The sequence below is a fragment of the Shouchella phoenicis genome, from assembly GCF_047238345.1.
In the GTDB taxonomy this organism is placed as follows: domain Bacteria; phylum Bacillota; class Bacilli; order Bacillales; family Bacillaceae_D; genus Shouchella.
Window position 1 is genome coordinate 2,714,715 of the sequence record NZ_JBDFMQ010000001.1, and the last position, 24,787, is coordinate 2,739,501.

The 24,787-nt window shown below is 39.2% G+C and carries 29 protein-coding genes and 1 tRNA gene; 6 read left to right on the top strand and 24 right to left on the bottom strand.

Annotated elements, in window-relative coordinates; all coding sequences use genetic code 11:
* Positions 1–93: 93 nt before the first annotated feature.
* The 3 genes from ABC361_RS14540 to ABC361_RS14550 form a co-directional block, all read right to left on the bottom strand.
* Positions 94–585, bottom strand: a complete 492-nt coding sequence (locus ABC361_RS14540; protein WP_099301577.1) for a YwpF-like family protein — start codon at positions 583–585, stop codon at positions 94–96.
* Positions 586–603: 18 nt separating this feature from the next.
* The gene (locus tag ABC361_RS14545) at positions 604–756 is read right to left on the bottom strand and encodes a hypothetical protein (protein WP_413074622.1); all 153 of its coding nucleotides are present in this window, start codon (positions 754–756) and stop codon (positions 604–606) included.
* Between the two features lie 82 nt (positions 757–838).
* Positions 839–2,011 carry a MalY/PatB family protein gene (locus tag ABC361_RS14550; protein ID WP_413074623.1) on the bottom strand — a complete coding sequence of 391 codons (1,173 nt, stop codon included), beginning with the start codon at positions 2,009–2,011 and terminating at the stop codon, positions 839–841.
* Positions 2,012–2,158: 147 nt separating this feature from the next.
* Here ABC361_RS14550 and ABC361_RS14555 point away from each other — a divergent pair, with 147 nt between their 5' ends.
* Positions 2,159–2,791 (top strand): deoxynucleoside kinase, encoded by a 633-nt coding sequence (locus ABC361_RS14555; protein WP_413074624.1) that lies wholly within the window; start codon positions 2,159–2,161, stop codon positions 2,789–2,791.
* Positions 2,778–3,413 carry a deoxynucleoside kinase gene (locus tag ABC361_RS14560; protein WP_413074625.1) on the top strand — a complete coding sequence of 212 codons (636 nt, stop codon included), beginning with the start codon at positions 2,778–2,780 and terminating at the stop codon, positions 3,411–3,413. The genes ABC361_RS14555 and ABC361_RS14560 overlap by 14 nt, the downstream gene beginning before the upstream one ends.
* An 83-nt stretch (positions 3,414–3,496) precedes the next feature.
* On the opposite strand, the gene ABC361_RS14565 is transcribed toward ABC361_RS14560, so the two are convergent.
* The 6 genes from ABC361_RS14565 to ABC361_RS14590 form a co-directional block, all read right to left on the bottom strand.
* Positions 3,497–4,102 carry a restriction endonuclease gene (locus ABC361_RS14565; RefSeq protein ID WP_413074626.1) on the bottom strand — a complete coding sequence of 202 codons (606 nt, stop codon included), beginning with the start codon at positions 4,100–4,102 and terminating at the stop codon, positions 3,497–3,499.
* A gap of 130 nt (positions 4,103–4,232) precedes the next feature.
* Entirely contained in the window at positions 4,233–5,210 is a 978-nt protein-coding gene (locus tag ABC361_RS14570) for a siderophore ABC transporter substrate-binding protein (RefSeq protein ID WP_413074627.1), read from the bottom strand.
* Between the two features lie 100 nt (positions 5,211–5,310).
* Positions 5,311–6,126: an iron ABC transporter ATP-binding protein gene (locus ABC361_RS14575; protein WP_413074628.1), complete on the bottom strand. Its 816-nt coding sequence runs from the start codon at positions 6,124–6,126 to the stop codon at positions 5,311–5,313.
* The gene (locus ABC361_RS14580; protein WP_413074629.1) at positions 6,123–7,076 is read right to left on the bottom strand and encodes an iron chelate uptake ABC transporter family permease subunit; all 954 of its coding nucleotides are present in this window, start codon (positions 7,074–7,076) and stop codon (positions 6,123–6,125) included. Before ABC361_RS14580 ends, ABC361_RS14575 begins: the two co-directional genes overlap by 4 nt.
* Positions 7,066–8,019, bottom strand: coding sequence for an ABC transporter permease (locus ABC361_RS14585; RefSeq protein WP_099301585.1), 954 nt, complete (start codon positions 8,017–8,019; stop codon positions 7,066–7,068). The genes ABC361_RS14580 and ABC361_RS14585 overlap by 11 nt, the downstream gene beginning before the upstream one ends.
* Before the next feature lie 191 nt (positions 8,020–8,210).
* Entirely contained in the window at positions 8,211–8,843 is a 633-nt protein-coding gene (locus ABC361_RS14590; protein WP_413074630.1) for a phosphatase PAP2 family protein, read from the bottom strand.
* A gap of 168 nt (positions 8,844–9,011) precedes the next feature.
* On the opposite strand from ABC361_RS14590, the gene ABC361_RS14595 reads away from it, so the two are divergent.
* Positions 9,012–9,155, top strand: a complete 144-nt coding sequence (locus ABC361_RS14595) for a Fur-regulated basic protein FbpA (RefSeq protein WP_413074631.1) — start codon at positions 9,012–9,014, stop codon at positions 9,153–9,155.
* Positions 9,156–9,168: 13 nt separating this feature from the next.
* Here the strand turns inward: ABC361_RS14595 and ABC361_RS14600 are convergent, their stop codons facing one another.
* The 4 genes from ABC361_RS14600 to cyoE form a co-directional block, all read right to left on the bottom strand.
* Positions 9,169–9,657, bottom strand: coding sequence for a small multi-drug export protein (locus tag ABC361_RS14600; RefSeq protein WP_413074632.1), 489 nt, complete (start codon positions 9,655–9,657; stop codon positions 9,169–9,171).
* A 282-nt stretch (positions 9,658–9,939) separates the two neighbouring features.
* Positions 9,940–10,311 (bottom strand): DUF1516 family protein, encoded by a 372-nt coding sequence (locus ABC361_RS14605; RefSeq protein ID WP_413074633.1) that lies wholly within the window; start codon positions 10,309–10,311, stop codon positions 9,940–9,942.
* A 69-nt stretch (positions 10,312–10,380) separates the two neighbouring features.
* On the bottom strand, positions 10,381–10,875 hold the full coding sequence (locus ABC361_RS14610; protein WP_099301590.1) for a CcdC family protein: 495 nt from the start codon (positions 10,873–10,875) through the stop codon (positions 10,381–10,383).
* A gap of 84 nt (positions 10,876–10,959) precedes the next feature.
* Positions 10,960–11,886, bottom strand: a complete 927-nt coding sequence (gene cyoE / locus ABC361_RS14615; protein ID WP_413074634.1) for a heme o synthase — start codon at positions 11,884–11,886, stop codon at positions 10,960–10,962.
* Positions 11,887–12,194: 308 nt separating this feature from the next.
* Between cyoE and ABC361_RS14620 the strand changes: the two genes are divergently transcribed.
* Positions 12,195–13,127 (top strand): manganese-dependent inorganic pyrophosphatase, encoded by a 933-nt coding sequence (locus tag ABC361_RS14620; protein WP_413074635.1) that lies wholly within the window; start codon positions 12,195–12,197, stop codon positions 13,125–13,127.
* Between the two features lie 117 nt (positions 13,128–13,244).
* Here ABC361_RS14620 and ABC361_RS14625 read toward each other — a convergent pair whose 3' ends face one another.
* The 8 genes from ABC361_RS14625 to ABC361_RS14660 all read right to left on the bottom strand — a co-directional run bounded on the left by ABC361_RS14625 (position 13,245) and on the right by ABC361_RS14660 (position 21,932).
* The gene (locus tag ABC361_RS14625) at positions 13,245–14,435 is read right to left on the bottom strand and encodes a Ger(x)C family spore germination protein (RefSeq protein ID WP_413074636.1); all 1,191 of its coding nucleotides are present in this window, start codon (positions 14,433–14,435) and stop codon (positions 13,245–13,247) included.
* Positions 14,432–15,892, bottom strand: coding sequence for a spore germination protein (locus ABC361_RS14630; protein WP_413074637.1), 1,461 nt, complete (start codon positions 15,890–15,892; stop codon positions 14,432–14,434). Before ABC361_RS14630 ends, ABC361_RS14625 begins: the two co-directional genes overlap by 4 nt.
* Positions 15,876–16,970 carry an endospore germination permease gene (locus ABC361_RS14635; protein WP_413075780.1) on the bottom strand — a complete coding sequence of 365 codons (1,095 nt, stop codon included), beginning with the start codon at positions 16,968–16,970 and terminating at the stop codon, positions 15,876–15,878. The genes ABC361_RS14630 and ABC361_RS14635 overlap by 17 nt, the downstream gene beginning before the upstream one ends.
* Before the next feature lie 115 nt (positions 16,971–17,085).
* Positions 17,086–18,453: a GntP family permease gene (locus ABC361_RS14640; protein WP_413074638.1), complete on the bottom strand. Its 1,368-nt coding sequence runs from the start codon at positions 18,451–18,453 to the stop codon at positions 17,086–17,088.
* Positions 18,454–18,533: 80 nt separating this feature from the next.
* Positions 18,534–19,532 carry a 4-hydroxythreonine-4-phosphate dehydrogenase PdxA gene (gene pdxA, locus ABC361_RS14645; RefSeq protein WP_413074639.1) on the bottom strand — a complete coding sequence of 333 codons (999 nt, stop codon included), beginning with the start codon at positions 19,530–19,532 and terminating at the stop codon, positions 18,534–18,536.
* 3 nt (positions 19,533–19,535) lie between these two features.
* Positions 19,536–20,834 (bottom strand): four-carbon acid sugar kinase family protein, encoded by a 1,299-nt coding sequence (locus tag ABC361_RS14650; protein ID WP_413074640.1) that lies wholly within the window; start codon positions 20,832–20,834, stop codon positions 19,536–19,538.
* Between the two features lie 27 nt (positions 20,835–20,861).
* Positions 20,862–21,617, bottom strand: a complete 756-nt coding sequence (locus ABC361_RS14655) for a DeoR/GlpR family DNA-binding transcription regulator (RefSeq protein ID WP_413074641.1) — start codon at positions 21,615–21,617, stop codon at positions 20,862–20,864.
* 242 nt (positions 21,618–21,859) lie between these two features.
* Positions 21,860–21,932, bottom strand: a tRNA-Ala gene (locus ABC361_RS14660).
* Positions 21,933–22,295: 363 nt separating this feature from the next.
* Between ABC361_RS14660 and ABC361_RS14665 the strand changes: the two genes are divergently transcribed.
* Together ABC361_RS14665 and ABC361_RS14670 are read left to right on the top strand one after the other, a co-directional pair.
* Positions 22,296–22,463, top strand: a complete 168-nt coding sequence (locus ABC361_RS14665) for a hypothetical protein (protein ID WP_413074642.1) — start codon at positions 22,296–22,298, stop codon at positions 22,461–22,463.
* Between the two features lie 21 nt (positions 22,464–22,484).
* Positions 22,485–22,697 (top strand): hypothetical protein, encoded by a 213-nt coding sequence (locus ABC361_RS14670; protein WP_413074643.1) that lies wholly within the window; start codon positions 22,485–22,487, stop codon positions 22,695–22,697.
* Positions 22,698–22,700: 3 nt separating this feature from the next.
* On the opposite strand, the gene ABC361_RS14675 is transcribed toward ABC361_RS14670, so the two are convergent.
* From ABC361_RS14675 to ABC361_RS14685, 3 genes are all read right to left on the bottom strand, one after another.
* Entirely contained in the window at positions 22,701–22,862 is a 162-nt protein-coding gene (locus ABC361_RS14675) for a hypothetical protein (RefSeq protein WP_413074644.1), read from the bottom strand.
* Between the two features lie 61 nt (positions 22,863–22,923).
* On the bottom strand, positions 22,924–23,340 hold the full coding sequence (locus ABC361_RS14680; protein ID WP_413074645.1) for a YugN-like family protein: 417 nt from the start codon (positions 23,338–23,340) through the stop codon (positions 22,924–22,926).
* Positions 23,341–23,440: 100 nt separating this feature from the next.
* Positions 23,441–24,787, bottom strand: a complete 1,347-nt coding sequence (locus ABC361_RS14685; RefSeq protein WP_413074646.1) for a glucose-6-phosphate isomerase — start codon at positions 24,785–24,787, stop codon at positions 23,441–23,443.

The following is a 24,787-nucleotide window of genomic DNA, read 5'->3' on the forward strand; positions in this document are numbered from 1 at the left end:
ACTTACATCAGATACATGTAGTATGAGCAAACAAAAACAACGTATACACACGTAAAAAGACAGGTATCCCTCAAGATATCCTGCCTGCTTTTTTTAATAAAGATGGTATTTTTCACTTTTCTTTAGTTGATCGTATACTTCTGCAATCGTCTTATCGGAGTATGCATCAAGTTTTTCCACTCTACTTTTGTATTCTAGAAGCAACGATTCACGCTGAATGCCTTCCTCAAGAAGATCCTCAAAAACATCTTCCAACACATCATCGCGACCTGAAACAATTTGGCCTTTTAAAATAATACTTTTGTTTTCTTTTAAGTCAGTAATTGATTCAATCGACGTAATCATAACAGCAGGATGGTTGTCTTTACTCGTAATGACAACACTAACAAGGATGTGACGCTCGCCTTCTTGTTCACGTTCAAACAATCGTGCATCATCTTTTGAAATAACCGCATCGATAAACCACGTATGCTCTTCATTTTCCATGTTTATAATGAGGCCTTCATGAAGCGGAATTGGTTCTTGCTTCACATTTCCCTGTTGCCCATCAATTACTTGCATCGCGTATAGTTTGAATGTCTTCATGAGCGCCCCCTCTCTCCATTATGAGCTTTTTACTTTATTGTACACTTGTTGAAAATGGCTTGACACAACCCACTTTAATAGCTGATGTTCCTTTGCTTCTAACGCTCTTCCAAGCTTTTCTTTACATTCCTTTTCAAGATCGTCAAACAAACAATTAGAAGGGTTGCTCATTCCGTACATCGACTCCTCTTCACTCATTCGTTCTATATTCTTGTCCAATCATGTAATTCGATAAAACTTAGCGCGTTCCTGCTTAAAAGTGCTTTTGTTTATAGGCTGCATGCAGTTGATCGAGAGCTTGCATCAGCGTTTCTCTAGATGTAGCTAAATTCATTCGCTCAAAATGCTCCCCTTCATCACCAAAAATTGGACCGTGATTAAAAGCCAGTTTCGCATCTTCTAGGAGCCATTTTTTTCGTTCTTCTGCCGTTAAACCAATTCCCTCAAAATCAATCCATAGTAAGTACGTTCCTTGAGGTTTCATTGGTTTAATTTTTGGCATATGCGTACTTAAATAGTCTTCCACAAGTTTATAATTGTCTTGAATGTAAGCCATTAATTCTTTCAACCATGGCAAACCGTGATCATATGCCGCTTTTGTGGCCACTTGTGAAAACATATTAGCCCCGACAAATGTGCTTGCAAGCGTTTGTCGGTAACGAAGACGCAATGTCGCATCTTTGATGACCACATACGCACCCTGAACGCCAGCTAAATTAAACGTTTTCGTCGGTGCCAGAGCCGTGAAGACACGATTTTCAAGCGATTCATACACACTAGCGAACGGGATGTGGCGATAGCCATCGAACAACAAGTCTGCATGAATTTCATCAGAAATCACATAAAGATCATGTTTCTCGCAAATCTCCGCAAGCTTAGAAAGTTCTTCCTCTGACCACACACGACCACCTGGATTGTGTGGATGGCATAGAATAAGCATTTTCGTTTTCTCTGTAACGACCGATTCAAGTCCATCAAAATCCATTTTATAATGCTCATTTTCAAGAAGCAGCGGATTTTTCACGACTTTGCGACGGTTTTTCTCGATCACATCGTAAAAAGGGTAATACACAGGGGTTTGTATAATAATTTCGTCTTCTTCTTCAGTAAATGTACGAATGAGGTTACTTATTGCCGGTACCACACCTGTAACATGAACAATATCTTCATCACGAACCGCCCATTTATACTGTGTTGATAGCCAATTGACAATGGATTGATTCACATCAGGAGATGGTGCTGCGTATCCGTAAATCCCGTGTTCAACTTTATCTTTTAATGCATCAATGACAGGCTGCGGCGCTTTAAAATCCATATCTGCCACCCATAATGGTAGAAGGCCTTCTTGTCCAAAACGCTCTTTTGCGCCGTCCCATTTCATAGAATCAGTTCCAATTCGGTTCAATGCTTCATCAAAATAACTCATCATCTTGCTGCTAACGCAGACTCCCTCCCACTCACTCTTTTTATATCTCTAGTGTAACATAAACTCCAAAAAGGTTTGTTGTTCAGGCTTTAGAAAAAATGATACACTATCAAAGTCGTTTAGAAAAAAAGAAAGGAGTGATGATGCATGCGCGGCTCATTCCTGTGCGTTGAAGGTGTCATTGGTGTCGGAAAAACTACTCTTATGAAAAAACTAGCAGCTCATTTTCAGACAGAGCGATTATTTGAAATCATTACTGAAAATCCTTATTTAGAAAAATTTTATGATGACATGGATGCTTGGAGCTTCCAAACGGAAATGTTTTTTCTCTGTAATCGAGTTAAACAGTTAGAAGATACGAGCACGCTTTTAGACCAAGGTCAAGCGGTCATGGCTGACTATTATATAGGCAAGAATTTAATCTTTGCGCACCAAACGCTGCACGAAGCAAAATACAATCAATACAAACGTATTTATGATATTTTAATTGAACCACTACCAAAGCCAGAAGCCATTATTTATCTTAAAGCCGATTTCAATACGATTATGGATCGCATTAAAGTAAGAGGTCGCTCTTTCGAACAAAATATGGATCATACGTATATAAAAAACTTAATGAACGATTATGAACAGGCAATGTCGGCCATAGAAGACGTCATTCCTGTTATTACGATTGATACATCCCATTTAGATTTTGTTACGAATCAAGACGATTTTGAAGCAATCGTCGATCAAATTACAACGAACTTCAGCATACGAAAGGAAAATGACCATGCCTAACATTCCAACAAACGCCATTATCACCGTTGCAGGTACAGTCGGCGTTGGCAAAACAACAATGACAAAAAAGCTGGCGGAAACGCTTCAGTTCAAAACATCTTTTGAAAAAGTTGACAATAATCCGTATTTAGATAAATTTTACGCAGATTTTGAACGCTGGAGTTTTCATCTGCAAATTTATTTTCTCGCAGAGCGATTTAAAGAGCAAAAAGCAATGGTCGAAGCTGGCGGCGGCTATGTACAAGATCGTTCTATTTATGAGGATACAGGCATTTTCGCAAAGATGCATGCAGATAAAGGAACGATGACTAAAGTTGATTATGAGACGTATACAAGCTTGTTTGATGCCATGGTGATGAACCCTTACTTCCCCACTCCAGATGTATTAATCTATTTAGATGGTGATCTTGATGCAATCATCAACCGCATTCATCATCGCGGACGAGAAATGGAAAAGCAAACGTCTACCACCTATTGGGAAGAGATGCACGGTCGTTACCACAATTGGATTCAATCCTTTACTGCCTGCCCTGTATTAAAGCTTAATATCCAAGACTACGATTTAGTCAATGACGATACGTGTATGGACGATATTATAAAAAAACTAGAACAATATTTCTAAACCTTAAATAGGAAGTAAAAAGAACCCTCCAAAGTAGACACGTAAAAAGTGAATGCGATGAAGGGTTCTTTGTTTGAATTCAATTATTTTAAATAATAATCGCCTACTTGGATTTTCCTCTTCGTACTATCGATTTCATCTAAATGAATCGTTCCATTCTTTTTTTCAGGAATGTGCGGAGTCATTAATAACCAATAGACATCGTCCCATTTCTCTCTTTTTATCAGCTTCGTCATTTCTTCTATATCAGCTCGAAGCAAAAAATACACATTCGTCGCAGCTGCTAATTTCCAACAAGAATCCGTTACCTGTTCCGCAGTGGTGACGACCACCGCTTTATCTGCGCGATAATACGCTTTAGCTGCATAACTCTCTTGAACACTGCTGAGGCCGAGGGTTGCACCATAACGCTTTAACTGAATTACTGCTTTTTGACCGTCTTCATCGGTTACAATTAGATCCGCACCGTAATCCCTACTTTTTTTCGTTTGATAAGTCGCACACCCACTTGCCGCATACACAACAGCCATATAATCTTCAAACGCATGCCCATCCATGCGATCAATATGTCGAATAGTAATTTTACTAACATCCGTTTGTAATCGAGCTACATACGTTCGCCATAACCAACCGATCACAATAAGGAGTATGATAAGACTAATACTAATTAAAGCGATAGTTCCTTCCATTTGCTTCGATCCTTTACATTCATCTCTATCGAATCATACACAATTCTCTCGCCCACGTCCATGGCTGATGGCTGTGGACGTTCAAAAAAAGAGGAATGACTGGATTCGTCATTCCTCTAAAAACATGTAATTACTGCTCGTATGCTTCATCAATTTCATCAACAATCATTTTTACAGACTCTAGTCCACTACCACTTAAGTACCAAACTTCGCTATTCAGTTGATGGATGTTGTCATTCTCATACGCGGTTGTACGTTGAACTTCTTCATTTCCTAATACATCGTCAGCTGTTGCAGAGTTACCGATCGATGCACCACGGTCAATTGCGAAAATGTAGTCAGGATTAGTAACAGAAAAATATTCATTTGATACGTTGCTACCATGTCCTTCTGCAGGAATATCTTCATCTGCTGCCGGAATACCCATTACATCGTGGACAATACCAAAGCGAGAGCCGATTCCGTAAGCACTTGCTGAACCTTCATCAATGGAAACGATGAGCGCATTTGCTTCAGATTCATCAGCACGTGCTTGTACATCTTCAATTACACTATTAATATCTGCTAATTGGCTATCGACTTCTTCAGAAGCATCAAAAATCTCGCCAAGAACGTTCATATTGCTTTCAAACGTCTCCATGAAGTTTTGATTATCTACTTGTAAAAAGACAGTCGGTGCAATTTCACTTAACTCTTCATAATTATCAGATGCACGTCCAGAGATAAAGATGACATCTGGGTCCATCTCATAAATTAATTCAAAATCAGGTTCAAACAGAGAACCGATGTTTTCAACGCTATCATCATTTTCTAATTCTTGTAAATATTCAGGAACATTACTACCTTGAGGAATACCAGAAATATCTCCACCAATCGCTCTGATTGAATCAGTAATTCCATGATCGAATGAAATGACCTTTTCAGGATTAACTGGAACTTCAACCATATCGCCGTTCATTGTTTCAACTTCTACTGTTTGTTGCTCTTCTGTATCGTTACCCTCACCTGAAGATGCGTCATTTGAATTGTCTTCGCTATCTCCATTTCCACATGCTGCTAAAAATAATGCTGCTCCTGCTGTCATAAACCACTTGCTAGATGTTTTCATTTATATAATCCTCCTAAAATGTTGGTTGACCCTGTTATAAGTGACGCTTTATGTATGAAAGTTGCTCTTCAACTCACCTCCTTTCCATACAGTTATTAAATTAATTAAAGTACACACAGATTTTGTTACAGTTCACTTCCTGTATGGCAATCTCCATGTCATAAATATTACGCAATGTGTCTGGGTTAATTATATCGTGGCAATGACCTTCTTCAATAATTTCGCCATGTTTCATTGCAACGATATTATCTGAATAACAAGAAGCAAAATTAATATCGTGTACAACAATGAGAATCGTCTTGTTTCGTTCGTCCACTAACCGACGTAATGTTTTCATAATGGAAACAGAGTGCTTCATATCTAAATTGTTCAATGGTTCATCGAGTATAATATAGTCCGTATCTTGAGCGAGAACCATTGCGATATAAGCACGTTGACGCTGTCCTCCACTTAATTGATCCAAATATTTGTCTTGGATGTCTCTAAGTGACATAAAATCAATTGCGTCTTCTACAAACGTCCAGTCTTCTTTTGTCAATCGATTTTGCGAATAAGGGAACCGTCCAAAGCTAACGAGCTCACGAATTGTTAGTCGGATATTAATATTGTTTGCCTGTTTCAAAATGGATATTTTTTTCGCTAAATCTTTACTCTTATAGGAATCAATTTCTTTCCCATCAATCAATACTTCTCCGCCATCTTTTTTAGCAATTCGGCTCATTAACGAAATGAGCGTACTTTTTCCGGCACCGTTTGGCCCAATGAATGACGTAATCGTTCCTTTTTTCACATCAACACTTACATCATTCAGTACTTGTTTTCCGTCGAAAAATTTATTTACCCCTTTTACTTGTATCGCTACCGGTAACGTTTTCCGATCAATCCGTATCTCTCGATCAACTAATGCTGTTGTCATGTCGTTTTCGTCCCCCTTAATAATAAGTAAATGAAGTAAATTCCGCCGACAAAATTAATAAATACGCTGAGTGGTGCAGAGTAAGAAAAGACTCTTTCTACTAACAAGGTCCCACCTATAAGTGCAATAATGCTTACAAGAGCACTTACAGCTGCCATATGTGTATGTCGATAAGTCGGCAACATCTCTCTGGCAACGTTTACAACGAGTAGTCCAAGAAATAAGATTGGACCCACAAGCGCCGTCGAGATTGAAACAAAAATCGCAATCATAATTAAAAACTTTCGTATCGCTTTATCATACGGGACACCTAAATTAATGGCTTGATCTCTACCGAGTGAAATCGCATCTAAATACTTTAAGTAAGGCCATATGTATAAAATTGTTAGCACAATTAAGAGCATTGAAATCCATAATAGATCCACATGGATATTGCTAAAGCTTGCAAACATTCGATTTTGAATCGTTAAGAAATCATTTGGATCAATAACGACCTGCATAAAGGTCGATAAACTTGAAAACAGCGTTCCGAAAACAATTCCTACAAGGAGCAAAAAGTATAAATTTTGCTGCTCACGCCTAAATAACATGACGTAAAGTAAAAGCGCAAATAATACCATAAATACAATGGATAACCCGTAATTGGCATAGCGGCTAACTGCTACAATCCCTGCTGTTCCAAAAATAAAAACAAGCACAGTCTGAATCAACACATAGAGTGAATCCAACCCAATAATGCTTGGCGTTAAGATTCGGTTGTTCGTAATCGTTTGAAACACAAGCGTCGAGAACGCAATGACGGCACCGACAATGATAATGGCTAAGACGCTTCTCGCTCTTCTAGGTAATGCATAATCCCAGACACCAGGTGAAATACCAGCGAATAAGAACGTTAAAATTAACACAATTGCGCCTGTGCCGAAGCCAATGTAAATCCATTTAGCTTGCATGTTTTGGCCTCCTTAAGAGCAAATAAAGGAAAATTGCGCTCCCAATGACGCCAACCATTAATCCAATTGGTATTTCATATGGATAAATGAGAATTCGGCCTAGTATATCGCACGCCAGTAAGAAAATGGCTCCAAATAATGCTGTGTGCGGTAAACTATTCTTTAAATTATCTCCACGCATAATCGAGACGATATTTGGTATGATGAGTCCTAAAAAAGGGACAGAACCGATTGTAACAACAACCGTTGCTGTTACCATAGCTACAATTAATAAGCCAATATTCATAATGCGATTATAATTCATTCCTAAATTTGTAGAGAAATCTTTCCCTAAGCCTGCAACCGTAAATCGATTTGCAAAGAGAAACGCAATAAATACTAAAGGAATGCCTATGTAAAGTAGTTCATAATTTCCTCTTATGATTAGAGCAAAGTTTCCCTGCATCCAAGAGGATAGTGATTGAATTAAATCATTTTGGTATGCAATAAACGTTGTAATAGAATTCACAACACTTCCAAGCATTAAGCCAACTAGTGGGACAAAGATGACATTTTTAAAGCGAATGCGCTCTAAAATTTTCATAAATAAAAGCGTTCCACCTAAAGCAAAAGCAAAGGCAACGAGCATACGCTCCATCGTGCTTGCTGATGAAAAAACGAGCATCGCAACTAAAATGCCTAAGCGCGCCCAGTCCATCGTTCCTGCTGTTGTTGGCGAGACAAATTTATTTTGCGTTAGCTGCTGCATAATTAATCCACATACACTTAAACTAACGCCTACAATGAGAATGCTCAAAAGTCTTGGCACTCGATTAATTAAAATAGTCTGGACTTCTTCATCCGTTAAACGAAAAAGATCAAGTGGTGAAATTTCATGGGCACCAATAAAAAGTGAACTAATCGATAACACAATGAGAATCGGCAATAAAATCTTTATTTTCATACATACTTTACATGATTAAACCATGTATTTGCCTCCTTCTCTTCCAATAATGATACTCATTATCAATTACAATTATTATTCTACCATTTATTGAGAAAGAGTCAAGGATAAATGAGAAAGAATCTCATTATCATCAAAAAACATATGAGTATTGACTCATATGTTTTTCCTATTGTTCTATTTCGTTTGTCTTACATCTTTCCAGGCGTTCGATTGTATAACAACCAATAAAAAAACGTTAAAATGGCCCCGCTCAGAAAGAAGCCGCCAAGAACATCCGTTGGGTAATGAACCCCTAGAAACACTCTTGATGCGCCCATAAGTAAAATCATAACTGCTGAAAATGTCACCATAATGACTCGAGTCGGTCGATGATCGGTTCTTTTCCAAATGAGAAATACTAGTACGCTATAAAAGGAAGCCGCTCCCATCGTATGACCACTCGGAAAACTATACGAGGATAAATCGACCATCATAAAATCCTCAGGGCGTATACGGGCAATGCTATATTTGGCAACCGTGTTTAGTATGCCTGTCATACTCATGACGATCGCCGTATAGAAAATATCTAGCCACGACGAGCGTGTGAGCACCAATATGACAATTACTGCTATTGTAAGGATTACAACAACATTTGTGGAACCAATAAATGCAAATCCATCCATAATCGTATAAATAAAATCGGTACGGATGTCTTGAAACCACTCTAACGTTCTATAATCAATAAACGTGACCACATTCGTACGAAAAGACAAAAAGATACAAAAAAACAATACGAGAAAAACAGCACTTGAGAGAAGAGGGGATTTTTGAATCGTTTTCACAACAGACTCCTTATAGGTTAGTACGTTTCATGTATACAAAATGATTCAACACATTTCCTTATACCCTTTTTGTCGTTTTTTATCACATCTCAACTAAAGTTGAAATAATTCCCAAGAACTGGTTTCGTTTTTTACTTTGGTGGAATAATAAAAGCGGGAGTGATCATAATGCCAGAAGATCAAACGAATACGATTGACCAACTAATTGATGAACTCATAAAACGTGGAATTTATAAATTAAATGATCGACACTTATTCGAACTAAGCGAGGAAGAAATAAAAGGATTCTATTCTGACCATATGAAAGAGTAGCTTAACTATTAAGCTACTCTTTCATTGCTTGAGGCCCTAAGAAAGGTTCAAACCAATGACTTGCATATACAGATACGATACCGAATACAATTGCCCAAATCATAACACCAATAACGGTCCAAAAGATGGCTAATCCTTTTGGAACACCAAGAGCAACCGCTGTTGCCGCAGACAAATGACTGCTCAATAGAAAAGAACCTAGAATTCCAACACCGGGCATTCCATATTTCTCTAAATATTTTTGTGTCTTTTCTTTTCTTCGATTTGGTCTATTCTCTTCAGTATCTTTTTTACGACGAAGTATAAGTGCTCGAATTTTATCACCTAATAATACAATTCCAATAACCCCTAATATATTTCCAATAATTGCTACAACGACGACTGGTACAACAGGCTCTCCCATTAAAATCACGCCAACTGGGACGGCTAACATATATTCTACCAGTGGAATAATGGCTCCAATAAAAAGAACAAGCATATAAGAAAAATCAACATCCATCATCTAATCCCCCTTTCCCAGGAAATAGTTTCTTGCTAATGCAATCAATTGCATGTGGTCACTTCAAAACGACGCGAAAAGAAAGAATCGACAAATACTAGCCACAGAAAAAAGCACGCTGACGATCGTTTTTCACCATGCCTGAAACAGAATCACAGCTTAGTAAATCTGCTTCGTTAGTAGGGACTCCTCTACTTTTAAACGAAACACTCAAAGTGTTTAAGCAATTACGATTCCTAATGGTGTCGTCGTCAAGCGTGCTTGTTACAGTATTGTACAAACGTCTTAGAAACTAATGACCCGAAAGCCCATTAGTACAACAATTAACACGAGTACAAGAACAATGAAAAGCGATCCAAGACTATTTTCATTTCGTTTTGCCTTACCTGCTGCCATCTCCATAAAACCAATAACGAGAATAGCTAAAAGGCCTTTAACGACATAGAAAAGTTCAAAGTTAAGGGCAATTAACATCCCTATGCCCGAAACAAGCATGAACAGGTAAAATAGTCTTGTGATCATATGTAGGATTGTTGCTGCTTTCATCTTTCTACTTCTATATAAGATAAAAGCTACAATAAATAAGATAACAAGAAAAGCCCATGAGCCTTCATGTGTTCCGCGGAAAATATTATAATACTCAGTAAAAAAATCCATCTTTTTTCATCCTCCTTTCCAAAATTTCTCTCCTCTCAGTATAACTTGTCCCTTTACGAAATGCGAACGTTATGAAGTCGTGTAGTGATTTAATCCTTGTTTCAACTTCATATAGCGAATGAGCATGGCAATTCTCCATGGTAAAAGCATGGCAAACGCTAAAATAAAGAACATCCCAGACAATTCTGCTGGATTAATGTCTTGTCCAACTAGTAATCGTAAAATAATGCGCACAACGAGTAAACCGACAAGAATGTATGCAAATGCTTTAGAACGCTTTAAATAGATTTCTCCATCACGAACCTCAAATTTAGACGTGTAGATTAAAATAAGCGAAAACAGCAAACCTGCAACAATGGCTTCCATGACATAAAAAAACGGAGGTCTCGTCGGCTCATATAAAAACATTAACGCACCTGTAGACATCGCTAATGGAGGAATAATAATTAACTTTGCAGATGTTGGTCGCTTGGAAGCTCTCATTCGAATCACAAGAGCGGCACTCCCCATAAACAAGGCAATAAGAATAGGGATAACGATTACAATCCAACTTGTTTCTTCCATTAAAATCACCCTAACATGATCCTTCTTTTTTATATGTATAGATGAAAAGGTGCCTTGTTCATAATCACAAGGCACCTCTCAACATTAAAACAATGGCGCTAACATCGAATAGCCAATTATAACAGCAAATAAAAGTACAAGATGATTTAAAGAGAAGACAAACATAAGTGTTGCCCATTTCTTTGGTTCCATTCGCTTATGACCAACAACACTTACAACTAGCCATGCCGTTGCCAGTAGGAAAGCAACGATGGTAATAATCCAACTTACTGACACAAATAAAAAGCTTGCAGCAATTAACGCAACTAGGTATACATTTGTTTGAATGTAAGTGCGCTTGAACCCTTTTACAACAGGTAACATCGGCACGCTCGCTGCCTTATACTCATCGTGTCTTCGAATGGCAATCGCATAAAAATGCGGCATTTGCCAAATGACCATAACCACAAAAAGGCCTAGAATAGCAGGATGATACAATTCTGGTGAAATCGCTGCCCATCCAATTAAAGGAGGAAGTGCTCCACTAATACTACCAATCTCCGTATTGTATATCGTTCGTCTTTTTGACCACATTGTATAAGGAACAACATACAAAAACAGACCTAAAAATCCAAACAAGGCAGCCATCGGCGTCGCAAGGAACAATAATAGAATTCCAAGTAACGACAAGGAAATCCCTAGAATAAGTGCATTTAACGGCTGCATTCTGCCCGTAACAGTCGGTCTATTTTTTGTCCGATCCATAATGGCATCAATATCTCGATCATACAAGTTATTAAAAGCACCTGCAGCTCCAATGACTAGTGCAGACCCAATCACAGCAAAAAGAATTTCCGAAAAACGCTCATTTATAGACGTACCACTTACATACAGAGCTAAACTTAACCCAGCAACCATTGCTAATAAGTTTGATTTAATAATCCCTGTCTTTAATGTTTCTGATAATACTTGTGAGAATGCCTGCTTAGGCGCAGCAAGAGAGGGTTTCTTTTCTATTTTTATCGACCGCAATCCTCTCTTCCCCCCCATCTGTTAGTATAATTCGTTAATGAATAGCTATAGTTTATCATAAAGTGTGAGCTTGAGAAGCATCTGACAAATCTGTCGTCTCCCTGTCAAGAAGTTATGGCTAAATCTTGAACAACACTTGTCCTGTTCACATCTCTTCTATTATACGCTTTTTAATTCGTAATGCAAAGTATATCAGAAACAAATCTGATTTTTTGTCATTGTGAACAACTAGGCTTGACTTAACCTTTCCCTAGTGAACATGATATGATACTATTGATCGTAATTTTGTATAAAAGGAGTCAAATTTCATGTCGAACCTATTAATCTTTGGTCACAAAAACCCAGACACGGATACAATTTGTTCTGCGATTGCCTATGCAGACTTAAAAACGCAGCTCGGTTTTCAAGTCGAGGCTGTTCGGTTAGGTGATGTAAGTGGGGAAACCGCTCACGCATTAGAAACATTTGGGGTCGAAGCTCCTCGTTATATTACATCTGCTTCAAACGAAACAAAAGACGTCATTTTAGTCGACCATAACGAGCGTCAACAAAGTGTGGACGATATTGATGACGTTCATGTACGTGAGGTCATTGACCATCACCGTATCGCAAATTTCGAGACAGCCGATCCTGTTTATTATCGTGCAGAACCTGTTGGTTGTACAGCAACGATTATTTATAAAATGTATCAAGAAAAGAACCTAACAATTCCTAAAAAAATTGCGGGTCTTATGCTTTCTGCTATTATTTCTGATTCTTTACTTTTTAAATCACCTACATGTACAGATGAAGACATTGCAGTAGCCAAAGAACTTGAACAACTAGCTGATATTGATGCCAAAACATACGGACTCGCGATGTTAAAAGCAGGTGCAGATGTTTCAAGCAAAACGTCAAAAGAGCTATTGTCTATTGACGCAAAGGAATTCTCAATGAACGATTATGCTGTGGAGATTGCTCAAGTCAACACGGTAGACATTAACGACATTTTGTCTAGAAAGAGCGAACTTGAGAAAGAAATCCAAGCTGTCATTGATTCCAAACAATTGGACTTGTATGTCTTAATTATCACAGACATTCTTGAAAACAACTCCACCGCCATAACGATCGGAAAAGATACAGCGGTTTTTGAACAAGCTTTCCAAACTACACTTGATCAGCATGTTGCTCCATTGCCTGGTGTTGTTTCAAGAAAGAAACAAGTTGTGCCACCATTAACAGAGAGCTTTTTACAAAAATAAGCTTGGTTCCATATAGTAGAAAAGACGAGCAATCCTTTGTAGGATGGTTCGTCTTTTTTCTCTAAAATAGCGTAGTCCCCTGAACCGATCCGAACCTTTTTCATTCTCCCTATCTCACTATTGTTCTTGTCTCGACTTTGGAACACGATCGCGATAAAATTCATACTCTCCTGTGTGTTCAATTACCGGGTGGATCGTAATGGTTCGCAGTGATTCTTTTGTTAATTGAATGGATTGGTTCAATTTGTTATATGCGCGAACATTACTACGATAAAAATGATTCTCAAGACTATACACATCTTTCCCATGCTCTAATCCTAGTTCATACGTATCCCGAATTTGCTTTTCAATCATTTCCTTCATTAGCTCCAAAATTTCGTCAATTGTTCGAGAAGCCCCTAACGTTTCATCAGGTGGAAAGTCTAATAAAGACGCGTGTATGTCAAGATCAATATCAAAAAACACTTCGCCATTATTAACTTCTGATTGAATCACGTTCTTTGGTCGGATAATATTTAATGCCGCAATGGTTTTTCCGTCTTCTTCAATTTGCAGCGGCGTGTTTTCGGTATGATAATCAAGCCAGCGTATACCAGCAAGTTGCAAGTCTGAAAACGTTGTTGGTGCTTTCCCTCCTTTTAAAAGGACGGCTCCATTCGAATGCACCGCATCTTTTTTCTTGCCGTTGTTATCTTTTAACTCTTTTTTACTAATATCAATTTTCGGTAAAACAACCGATCGCCCTTTCTCTGCATATGTGCGCATTAACTGATGGAGCGTAATTGGTTCAACAAAGGATCGTTCTTTATAAACCGAATCTGGATTAAACAATACAGTGTGAACGGTATCCCCAAACATATTTGTGACAAGTAATAATTCTTCCAAGCTCTCTGTTGTTCCAAAGACCCAAGGTGTAGTCCGAACCTGTTGAAACCGATACAAGCCCTCGTTAATCTCAATGATTTCTTCATGCTCCAACGCATTCATGCTATAAACAATGACTGTAACATGCCCCCAGTGAAGCATCTGATTTGACCGAGAACTAAAGTTTTCTAAAGCCATTAAAATTGTCTCGCCCCGCGCTTTTGCAACCCATGCACCAGATTCAGCTTGACTTGTTCCTTCTTGATTTACGGATAATTGACCAAAATCAATTGATTGTGCATAAATGACATATTCTTCGTTGTCCTCATCAAAATCAACGCCAAGTGCCGTTATATACTGCACATCTTGCAAATCAGTTGCGTCCCAGCATCCGCTTATACTTATAGAGAATAGCAACAGGACTAGGAAAAAACCTTTCTTCAACGAGATCGCCTCCTCGTTGAGTCCACTGTTTTTAACGTCGCAGGTCTACGTTTACGCCATTCCCATGGTTTAACAACGACAGCCGAAAGAAAATCTTTTTTATTAAACGGAGAAATGGGAGAAAGATAAGGCAGACTGAAGGATTCTAAGCTCGCTAGATAGACAATAATAGAAATGACCGCAATACAGAATCCAAACATTCCCAGAAAGGCCGATAAGATTAAGACATAAATGCGAATAATGGATACAGTTCCTGACAACACTTGACTTGTAATTGCAAATGTGGAAACAACCGTTAACCCAACCACAACGAGCATCGTTGGCGATGTTAAACCAGCTCGAATTGCCGCATCTCCAATAATTAACCCCCCAACAACAGCCAACGTTTGGCCAACAGACTTCGGTAACGTCGTCCCAGCCTCCCTAAACAACTCAAACAACACAATCATTAAAAATATTTCAAGCGTTGACGATAATGGTAAACCAAGGCGTGAAACGTAGATTGTGGCTAGAAAAGGTAATGGGAGTTGATCAACATGAAACGTGTTTAGCGCAATCCACAATCCAGGTAAAAACAATGCCAAAATTAGTCCTGTTATCCGCAATAAACGTTGGAAGGCAACAAACAGAAAGGAGTTGTGGAGATCCTCAGCCGTTTTTAAAACAAACATTAAATTTACTGGCGCAATGACGGCTCCTGGCGAACCATCAATTAATACTGCAAACCGACCGTTTTCTAAACAAGCGGAGACGAAATCAGGACGACTGGAGAACACAGTCAGTGGAAAGAACGTAAATTTTGTATTTGTTAATCGTTCTTCTACTTCTGCTAAACTCAAAACCGAATCTGTATCAATGGCTAAAATTTGATCGCGTACATCCTTTAATACTTCTTCACGAGCAATATCTTTCATATAAAGTAACGTTAGCTGAACTTGACCTCGTTTGCCAACTGTGTAAGATTCATTCACTAGAGCACTCGTTCTGAGACGTTTCCGAACAAGAGCAATGTTTTCTTCTACATCTTCTGTGAACCCATCTCGAGGGCCCCGAAAAGAAATTTCCGTATTCGATTCTTCCGGTTGTCTCTTCGGAAACTTCGGCAGTTCGATCTTCACAACCGTATTGTTTTGTTGGTCATACATGAAAACAAAGCCTGAGAAGACATCCTTAATCACGTCTTCTTCAGATGTTTCTTTTGGAACGGGAAATGCTTGAAGCTGATTGATTGTTGTGACATGATGAAGAAAATCTTCATTTACTTGGCTGAAAATAGTGTACATCGCAGGGATGGTTTCGGTTTTTAGCGTTTTTACATCTACAATTGAATGGCAATAAATCAATTCAACAGCATAATTAGGCTCTTCTTGAAAAGTAAGCGACTCGATAATGACATCGTCGCTACTTTCTAGTTGCTTTTTAATCGCTTCAATCGAAAACTTAGAACGATGCCCCATCTTGATTCCTCCTTTTCTTCGGTTTTTTCACTTTCTTGAAACTGACAATCCAAAGCCATAGCATCACACAGCACGTAAAGACAAACGAGAACGGCATGTAAAAACGACTTAAGTAAATCGAAAAATTCGGTTCATCAAGAGGAATGAACAACGATAGCCACAATAAACCGCACAACACAAAAATCGTAATGAATCGAGATTTAGGGGTTTGCTTGCCTAACAAATCAGCTGCTACATAAAGACCCAGAGCTTGTCTTGTGAAAGCACCAGCTAACCACTGAAAAATAGAGAAGAAATCAAGTCTTGTTAAATACTTACCAAGCTCTAATATTCGCCATTGTGAAAAGGCTGGATATTTCATACGCTGCGCCTCTTCAATTCCGAAGATGGTAATGGCTCCTACCAATGGTCCAAGGGCCAACCCAAATAATAAGAAGGCAAGAATATAGAGATGTGATTTCTTTAATTTTGATCGTGCATGATGTTGAATAAATAGCAAAAAGACCAGTTCAGCAAATCCACATATCACAAGTAATGCACTTAGAAGAGCGGAAGTTGATCCATTCTCAAATATTGGCAACAACAAGGTATAATCTTTTTCTTTCATATTGCCAATTCCGACTAGAAAACCAAAAGAAACAACGATTGGTAACAAGATCCCAGCTGTAAAAGCGATGGTTCGGATACCATAATAAGCGGCAAATCCACACAAGATTAAGTACGGTAGAGCCAAGACAGGATTCGGGGTTAGTTTTAAATATGTACTTGTCGTCCAACTAATTGTTGAATATAGAGTGGTATAGCTAAAAACGGTTAAATAGATAAACATCAGTATTCCAAATAGATACGTACTAACAGTTGATGAGCGCGCTCCAACAAAATCAACAATGTGCTCTTGCTTTGTTCGTTTATGAATAAACACAATGATTGGCACCCAAATAAGAAGGAAAATAGATGAGAGTAGAACCCCAACCCATGAATCTTTCTCACCAAACTGCAATAGGATTGGCATCATAATGACATGATTCATTAGTCCACTTGATAGTAAAATTAACGGGAACAGTTGCAACATCGTCACAGATCTCAATTCTCTCACCTCGCAATCTGCCCTTATCATTCCAGAGGGGTGAGATATTTATGCAAGCGGAGAAAATAGAAGAAGCTCACATCCATGCTTGAATGTGAGCAAAATTTTAAAAGAAAAAGTCTGCAATAATTAGCATAATTAATGACACAAACCATGCAATCGTTGTCGGAACAGACCACACAAGAATCTGCTCTTTGGCTTGTTTAATGCCAATTGTTCGGTTCACGACCCAGAATAGACTATCGTTAAAATAAGAGAAAAACAGAGAACCAAGTGCCGCTGCCTGAGCTGCTAACACCATATTTACGTCCATACCCGACAAAATTGGTGCTGTAATGGACGCGGCTGTAATCATGGCCACCGTTCCACTTCCTTGAATGAATCGAACAAGCGTTGCAACAACAAACGGTAATAAAATCGCGGGAATTCCCGTATTTACGACAATTTCTGCAATATGGTCGCCAACGCCCGTTGCACGAAGAACAAATCCTAATGCCCCACCTGCACCGGTAACAAGTAACACAATACCTGCTTGTTTAATTCCTTCTTCCATTCGATCAAGTGCTTCTGAACGTCGAACATGTCCGAATAATCCATAAATTGCTAGTAGTACCCCGATACCTACTGCGATTATTGGAGCCCCAAAAAATTGCACGTATTCTACCCACATACCAGACAATTCCATCGCTGAGGTCGTCGTATTTAAGAAGATTAAGAACACCGGGACAAAAATTGGTAAAGCCGAGCGTAGAAGTGAAGGCAAGTCTTTGTTTTCTTTTTCTTCCATCCACTCTTCAATTGTTACTTCTTTTTCAGGGCGAATCCAGTCAAGTCCATCGTCACTTGGTAACTGATAAATTCGCTTCCCAAGCCATTTCGCGTATAACACCATAGAGATAACAATGGGAATCCCAAACAACATCCCTGAAATAATCATCCAACCAATATCTATGCCAAAAATTCCAGCTACACCTAGCGGACCTGGTGTTGGTGGCACCGCACTATGAATGACAACCGCACCACCGGCTAAAGCGATGGCGAGTGTAACAATGGAACGGCCAGTTTTCTTTGATAACGCTTTCGCCAATGGGCTTAAAATAATAAAGGCGGAATCAACAAAAATGGGAATCGACACAATATAACCAGTGACCGCCATCGCCCACTCTTCTTTTCGTTTTCCTAACCACTTCACGACTGTATAAGCGAGTCGTTCAGCCGCCCCTGAGACTTCAAGAATTCGGCCCATCATCACACCAAAACCGATGACAATGGCAATGGATCCTAACGTATTACCAAACCCTTCTGTGATTGCATCAACGACCGCTGTTGGCGTCATTCCTCCCACTAAACCTGTAATAGATGCAGCAATAATTAATGCTAAGAACACGTGAACCTTTGTTTTTACGACTAAGAAAATTAACACAACAATTGCAATTGCAAGTCCGAGTATCATTTGCGTACCAGATACGTCCATAACCCTATCCCCCTAAACGCGTAAGCGCTTTAATCGTTAATAAAGAGTGAAGGACTGATTAACAGCCCTCCATAAGTGCTTTATTCTTTTCCTGCAAAATGTGGTGCGTACTTAGCTGCTAACTTAATGGACTCTTCCATTGAGACGGAGCTTGCAATCCCTTGGCCAGCAATATCAAACGCCGTACCGTGATCAACGGACGTACGTAAAAATGGTAATCCATTTGTAATGGAAATCGTGCGGTGAAAATCTGTCATTTTTGCTGCGATGTGTCCTTGATCATGATATAAGGATAAAACCGCATCATAGCGTCCATTTAACGCTTGGAAGAAGACGGAGTCTGCTGGAACTGGTCCGACTGCATCAATCCCGCTCTCTTTTGCGAGTTCAATGCCAGGCTTAATTTCGTCCATTTCCTCTGTTCCGAATAAACCATTCTCTCCACTATGTGGGTTTAAACCTGCAACTGCAAACGTTCGCTTTTCTACCCCTAGCTTTTGTAGAGCTGCATCACAGCGAACTAAATAATCATGCACACGCTCTTTTGTCATTTGACCAATCGCATCTTTTAACGATAAATGTCTTGTTAAGAAAAAGATCCGCATATTACGTACTTCAAACATGGTTAATGGATCATCGATATTGGCAATACCGGCGAGCATTTCCGTATGACCAATGTAAGGAACGTTGCCTGCTTTTAATGATTCTTTGTTAATCGGCGCTGTCGCCATTGCTTGCGCTTCATTTGCTCGACAAAGCTCTGCCGCATGTTTGATGTAGATAAAAGCAGCTTCTCCATTTTTTCCGTTCACTTGACCAAATTCATATTCTGGTAAATCCGGAAAATCTATTAAATCAATTGTACCAAATTCACCTTTTGCTTCACTTGCTTTTTCAATTTTGTTAATCTTGAAGTCTACTTCTTTTACAGAAAACAAGCTTTCCAACACTCGTGCATTTCCGATTACAACCGGCGTACACACATCGTAAATCTCTTGTTTATTTAATGACCCTAGTGTAATTTCTGGTCCAATCCCTGCTGGATCCCCCATTGTAATTGCAATTACTGGTTTCATCATTCATCATCCTCCAATTTTTGTCGCTGCTTGATCAATAAATTTCACACATTCATAGATGGCTTTTTTATCTCCGATCAGTCCACCTTTTGTTACAACAGGTAGTCCATCAAAGTACCCGCCATCAAAAGTTCCATACGCTGCAAGCGGCATGACTTCATCTTTAAGGGCGATTCCGTTCGCTCTTCCTAAAGCACAGACAGAAGCGGTAACATCGCCTCCACTTGTAAAACAACCCGCAAATGTTAACTGCTCTTGTGTTAATAACTTTCGGCTAATTGTGGCAAGTCCATCTGTAATTCGCTTTGCCAGCGCATCTTGACTTTTGCCTTCTTGCTCAGCTTTGGCTTTCAATGGGACGAGTTTTTGACCGCTTTTATGTGTGGTCACAATAAGAACACGATCTACCTTTGCTTGTTCTAGGGCAGCTCCTGTCGCGCGTTCCACTTCTTTATCCCACGTACTGCTGTAACTAGCCAACATCGCTGGATCGACATAAACAGGGGTTGAGGCTGTTTTTTCGATTAGATAAGTAAGCTGTTCTCCTGTTAAACTCGTTGCACTTCCAACCGATACGAGAATCGTGCCGTTTTGGTTCTCTTGCTGTAACAAAGCGCGGGCATAATTTGCTGTTAATGGTCCCGGATCTGCACAAAGGATTTGTCTCTGAAGCATTGTTAATGCGAGCGCTACTTTTTCAATTTGTTCCGTTGTCATCGCGTCAACAATGATGATGCGATTGCCTTGACTGATTTCTTTTTGAATGGCCGTTTCAATTGCTGATTCCGTTTTCATTACTGTACTTAATGAAACAAATCCAACAGGGTGCCTTGTCTTTTCTGCTAGTAAATCGGGAATAAACGATTCCGTTATTGGAGCAATCGGATCTTTTGAGACATATGTTTCTTGCAACGGTACCCCATCTAATAATAGATAACCTCCTGCCATTGTTCGCCCAGACTCTGGAAACGATGGCATCACGATGCTAATTGCATCTTCAGTCATATGCGAGAGCATTTCGTCAATTTCAGCGCCAATATTTCCACGAAATGTACTGTCAATTCGTTTCGTAAACACATCAGCTCCCCAAGCTTGAAGTTCCTTCATCGCTCGTCCTACACGCTGGCTCGCAATAGCTTCGTCAATATATCGGCTATCGGTATCCATCACAACGGCATCTACATAACTATTTTCTGGTAAGCTTGCACTATGAACAATGGTTGTTGCCTGAAAACCTTGTTTCACTAGCTTGACACCTGATGCATTGGCGCCTGTTAAATCGTCTGCAATCACGCCAACCTTCATTTTGCATGCCCCCTTTCTATTCCATCGCTACACCTGTATGATCTTTTCATGGTATTGGCCGAGTTCATGTAACCCCAGATCAGAATCGGTTATGATTCCTGCAACTTGATCGAGTCTGCAAACATGGGCAAACGATTGCTGCGCAAATTTACTAGAATCACATAAGAGCCATGTTTCACGCGCAGATTGAATCATTAGTTGCTTCATTTTTGCTTTTTCAAGGGTTGGTGCCATCACACCTGATAACGCATTAACTGCATGCGCACCAAGTAAAAATAGATCAACGTGAATAGACTCAATCAATGCCTGCGCTTGACTGCCGTATAAAGCACCAACTTCTGCCTGTACTTCACCACCTGTCACAATACATGTAACAGATGAATGCACAAGTTCAGCAGCGATTTTAATATCATTCGTGACTACGGTTAAATCTTGACGATCTTTAATGAGACGAGCCACTTCAAGTGTCGTGGTTCCTGAATCAAGTAAGATGGTTGAATTCGATTCAATCAGTGTCACTGCTTTTTTAGCAATTTCTTTCTTTGCATCTAGATGTTCGACTTCTTTTCTAGCATAAGGCGTTTCCCGAATTAATGCTTTTTGCGGGATGGCCCCTCCAGGTGTTCGTATTACTTGGTTATCTGCTTCTAGCTGCGTTAAATCTCGACGAATGGTCATCTGAGATACGTTCAATTGCTCCGCTAACTCTTCAATTTCAACTTTTCCATTTGATTCTAAAAGATTTTGAATGACGTTTTTTCGTTCTTGTGCTTTCATGTTCATTTCTAACACCTTTCACTGTTAATTTAAAACATTATTCGACATAAGTCAACATTAATTTGTTTAATTTTTTCATATATTGTTTATTATTTACGTTAAATCTTCATTTATGTGTTTATTTTTCTCAATTAAGTATAGCAAATTAAGGTCAAATGACAAACGAAAACCATATTACATATGGAAACACGAGGAACGTGAGAAATAAAAAAACACTTCCTCATGAGGAAGTGTTTCACAATAACTGATGGAGCCTAGGGGGCTCGAACCCCTGACCTCTTCGCTGCCAGCGAAGCGCTCTCCCAGCTGAGCTAAGGCCCCGAATATGTATGGAGTTGATTGTACTCTCATAATATATCATAGACAGCCTCAACGGGACAAGCGCTTTTTATCGTGGAAACCGTCCGTTTGATCGTGATCATATCGGGTATTGATAAACAAAGCACAAGGAGGAATAAAGGGAGTATAAAACGATGGTTCGGTTTAACAAATGGATTAACGCATTGGTTTTAGCGATGATAGGCGGTAGTGTTTACTTCTTCTTATCTCTCATTTACGATGATCATGTAAAGTGGGTGAATGCGCTCGCTATCACTGTAGCGCTTTTTTTAACCCATACATTCCTTATCCCAAGAATTTTCAATAAGCGGAAATCTAAATGATTTTGCTTAGGAGTTGAACTGAATGATTTTATTTTTCACTTTCATCATTCTCTTTATCATCATGTTTTTGTTAATGGTTATTATTGATTCTGCTTTAAAAAATGAACCAAGTATAAAGCGATGGTTCATTACTACATTAATTTTAACAGTTGTGATCTTTTTAACGTTTTTATCTCTCTCTTTATTTTAAGTAAAAATCGAGGTGCTGTAGATGAGTGTGTTCCGCGTAGTAGGTCATGGGTTTGTTATTTCTATATGTGCAACGAGTATATATCTCCTATTGATATGGCTAATTGGAGACATAAGCGAAGTTCGTGCTTCCATTTTTGCCGTTATCATTGGTTCATTTATTGGCGGTTCCATTCGCGGGATCGTAAAAGAGCGCAACCGTTACAAACGAAACCGAATACTTAAGACGAAATAAAGACTACCCTAACAATACACCAATAACATACCAAATAATCCCGCCAACCACACCAACAAAGCCAGCCTGTATGATCACTTCCCCTGTTACTTTTTTCGTTTTCGCAATGTCTAAAATAATCCATCCTAAAAAAACGGCAAAAGCAAGTATAATGGCATCAGTCATTGTCATCCCTCCACGTTCTCTCCTTACTTTAGCAAGAACCTAGAGGGACCGCAAACAATTGTTACAGATGAAACGTTTGTTCAACTTCTTCTATTAAATTTTTGGCGACGTCAACATATTTTTCGTCCACTTCCCCATCTTTATCAATTGGTCGCTGAAATTGGTTAATTAGTCCATCAACCGCAGGAGGAATGTAGCCTCCTATGCCTTCATCTGTGTTTCCGTCTTGATAAACATGATTCAATAAATATGGTCGCCCCATTTCAAATACAGCATGGCTCGAGCCAACTTCTCCTTCTACTGCTGTAAACGGTAAACGAAGAAATGTATAGCCTCCTTCTTCTGCTAGCTTATAATCATAGTAACCATGGTCATAATCCCAATTTCCACCGATTGAATAACCAAGAGGAGTTAATAGTGACTCTAATTCTTTTGCTTTCACTTCTTTGCCTTCAATTTTTGAAGATACATAAATCATATGACCGCTCCTAATCGTTTTTATTGATTAGTGTGTGAGCCTGCGAAAAACTTATGCATCAAAAAAGCACGGATAATGGTTCATCCGTGCTTTCCCTTTTTTATAGTCGTTTTTCAAGTTCTTCTTTTTCTTTTTCGAAACCCGGCTTTCCGAGTAAAGCAAACATATTTTTCTTATATGCTTCTACTCCAGGCTGATCAAACGGGTTAACGCCTAATAAGTAACCACTTACTGCGACCGCTTTTTCAAAGAAATAAACAAGATAGCCAAATGTGTATTCATCTAGCTTTGGAATCGACACAATTAAGTTTGGAACACCGCCATCTGTGTGAGCGAGCATCGTCCCTTTAAACGCTTGTTTGTTCACAAAATCCATCGTTTCTCCAGCAAGATAATTTAATCCGTCTAAATCTTGCTCTGCTTTTTCAATTTCAATATGCTTGTCCACATTCTCAACATGTAAGACAGTTTCAAATAAATCACGACGTCCATCCTGTACATATTGACCCATCGAGTGAAGATCTGTAGAAAAATCAACCGAAGCTGGATAAATTCCTTTTTGGTCTTTTCCTTCACTTTCACCAAATAGTTGCTTCCACCACTCTGAAACAAAGTGAAGCTGCGGCTCATAATTCACCATAAGTTCAATCGTCTTCCCTTTGTTGTATAGAACATTTCGAACTGCTGCATATTGATATGCTTCGTTTTCTTCAAGCTTAGGTGAAGCATACGCATCTCTCGCATCTGCAGCACCTTTCATCATTTGTTCAATATTAAGACCAGATACAGCAATCGGTAGAAGTCCGACAGCGGTTAAAACAGAGAAACGTCCGCCTACGTCATCAGGAATGACAAATGATTCGTATCCCTCTTCGTTCGCTAGGGTTTTTAGAGCACCTTTTTCTTTATCAGTTGTCGCATAAATGCGAGTACGTGCTTCTTCTTTGCCATATTTCTTCTCCAGGAAGTCACGGAAAATACGGAATGCGATAGCCGGCTCCGTCGTTGTGCCTGATTTGGAAATGACATTAACAGAGACATCGCGCCCTTCCAGCAAGTCAAACAAATCGCGGATATAAGTTGAACTGATATTCTGCCCGACAAAAATGACTTGTGGTGCGTTACGCTGTTCGTTTGAAAGAACATTAAAAAATGAATGGTTTAACGCTTCGATTGCTGCTCTTGCCCCTAAATAGGAACCACCAATTCCGGCAACAAGTAATACGTCTGAATCGTTACGAATTTTTTTAGCTGCTTCTTGTATACGTGCAAATTCCTCTTTATCATAATCAACTGGTAAGTCGATCCACCCTAAAAAGTCATTCCCTGCTCCCGTTTTTTCGTGAAGGGCTTGATGTGCAGTTGTTACTTGATCTTGCAAATGCTTCATCTCATGCTCTCCGAAAAAGGAAAGTGCTTTGCTATAATCGAATTGAATATGTGCCAT

Excerpts from the sequence above, each read along its gene's own strand:
- ABC361_RS14565 (WP_413074626.1), bottom strand. The coding sequence starts at position 4,102 with ATGGAAGGAACTATCGCTTTAATTAGTATTAGTCTTATCATACTCCTT.
- ABC361_RS14650 (WP_413074640.1), bottom strand. The coding sequence starts at position 20,834 with ATGAAGGTTGGCGTGATTGCAGACGATTTAACAGGCGCCAATGCATCA.
- ABC361_RS14555 (WP_413074624.1), top strand. The coding sequence starts at position 2,159 with ATGCGCGGCTCATTCCTGTGCGTTGAAGGTGTCATTGGTGTCGGAAAA.
- ABC361_RS14545 (WP_413074622.1), bottom strand. The coding sequence starts at position 756 with ATGAGCAACCCTTCTAATTGTTTGTTTGACGATCTTGAAAAGGAATGT.
- ABC361_RS14620 (WP_413074635.1), top strand. The coding sequence starts at position 12,195 with ATGTCGAACCTATTAATCTTTGGTCACAAAAACCCAGACACGGATACA.
- ABC361_RS14630 (WP_413074637.1), bottom strand. The coding sequence starts at position 15,892 with ATGGGGCATCGTTCTAAGTTTTCGATTGAAGCGATTAAAAAGCAACTA.
- ABC361_RS14585 (WP_099301585.1), bottom strand. The coding sequence starts at position 8,019 with ATGAAAATAAAGATTTTATTGCCGATTCTCATTGTGTTATCGATTAGT.
- ABC361_RS14665 (WP_413074642.1), top strand. The coding sequence starts at position 22,296 with ATGATTTTATTTTTCACTTTCATCATTCTCTTTATCATCATGTTTTTG.
- ABC361_RS14670 (WP_413074643.1), top strand. The coding sequence starts at position 22,485 with ATGAGTGTGTTCCGCGTAGTAGGTCATGGGTTTGTTATTTCTATATGT.
- ABC361_RS14640 (WP_413074638.1), bottom strand. The coding sequence starts at position 18,453 with ATGGACGTATCTGGTACGCAAATGATACTCGGACTTGCAATTGCAATT.
- ABC361_RS14680 (WP_413074645.1), bottom strand. The coding sequence starts at position 23,340 with ATGATTTATGTATCTTCAAAAATTGAAGGCAAAGAAGTGAAAGCAAAA.
- ABC361_RS14595 (WP_413074631.1), top strand. The coding sequence starts at position 9,012 with ATGCCAGAAGATCAAACGAATACGATTGACCAACTAATTGATGAACTC.
- pdxA (WP_413074639.1), bottom strand. The coding sequence starts at position 19,532 with ATGATGAAACCAGTAATTGCAATTACAATGGGGGATCCAGCAGGGATT.
- ABC361_RS14605 (WP_413074633.1), bottom strand. The coding sequence starts at position 10,311 with ATGGATTTTTTTACTGAGTATTATAATATTTTCCGCGGAACACATGAA.
- ABC361_RS14580 (WP_413074629.1), bottom strand. The coding sequence starts at position 7,076 with ATGCAAGCTAAATGGATTTACATTGGCTTCGGCACAGGCGCAATTGTG.
- ABC361_RS14685 (WP_413074646.1), bottom strand. The coding sequence starts at position 24,787 with ATGGCACATATTCAATTCGATTATAGCAAAGCACTTTCCTTTTTCGGA.
- ABC361_RS14560 (WP_413074625.1), top strand. The coding sequence starts at position 2,778 with ATGACCATGCCTAACATTCCAACAAACGCCATTATCACCGTTGCAGGT.
- ABC361_RS14540 (WP_099301577.1), bottom strand. The coding sequence starts at position 585 with ATGAAGACATTCAAACTATACGCGATGCAAGTAATTGATGGGCAACAG.
- ABC361_RS14575 (WP_413074628.1), bottom strand. The coding sequence starts at position 6,126 with ATGACAACAGCATTAGTTGATCGAGAGATACGGATTGATCGGAAAACG.
- ABC361_RS14655 (WP_413074641.1), bottom strand. The coding sequence starts at position 21,617 with ATGAACATGAAAGCACAAGAACGAAAAAACGTCATTCAAAATCTTTTA.
- ABC361_RS14570 (WP_413074627.1), bottom strand. The coding sequence starts at position 5,210 with ATGAAAACATCTAGCAAGTGGTTTATGACAGCAGGAGCAGCATTATTT.
- ABC361_RS14610 (WP_099301590.1), bottom strand. The coding sequence starts at position 10,875 with ATGGAAGAAACAAGTTGGATTGTAATCGTTATCCCTATTCTTATTGCC.
- ABC361_RS14550 (WP_413074623.1), bottom strand. The coding sequence starts at position 2,011 with ATGAGTTATTTTGATGAAGCATTGAACCGAATTGGAACTGATTCTATG.
- ABC361_RS14675 (WP_413074644.1), bottom strand. The coding sequence starts at position 22,862 with ATGACTGATGCCATTATACTTGCTTTTGCCGTTTTTTTAGGATGGATT.
- ABC361_RS14600 (WP_413074632.1), bottom strand. The coding sequence starts at position 9,657 with ATGATGGATGTTGATTTTTCTTATATGCTTGTTCTTTTTATTGGAGCC.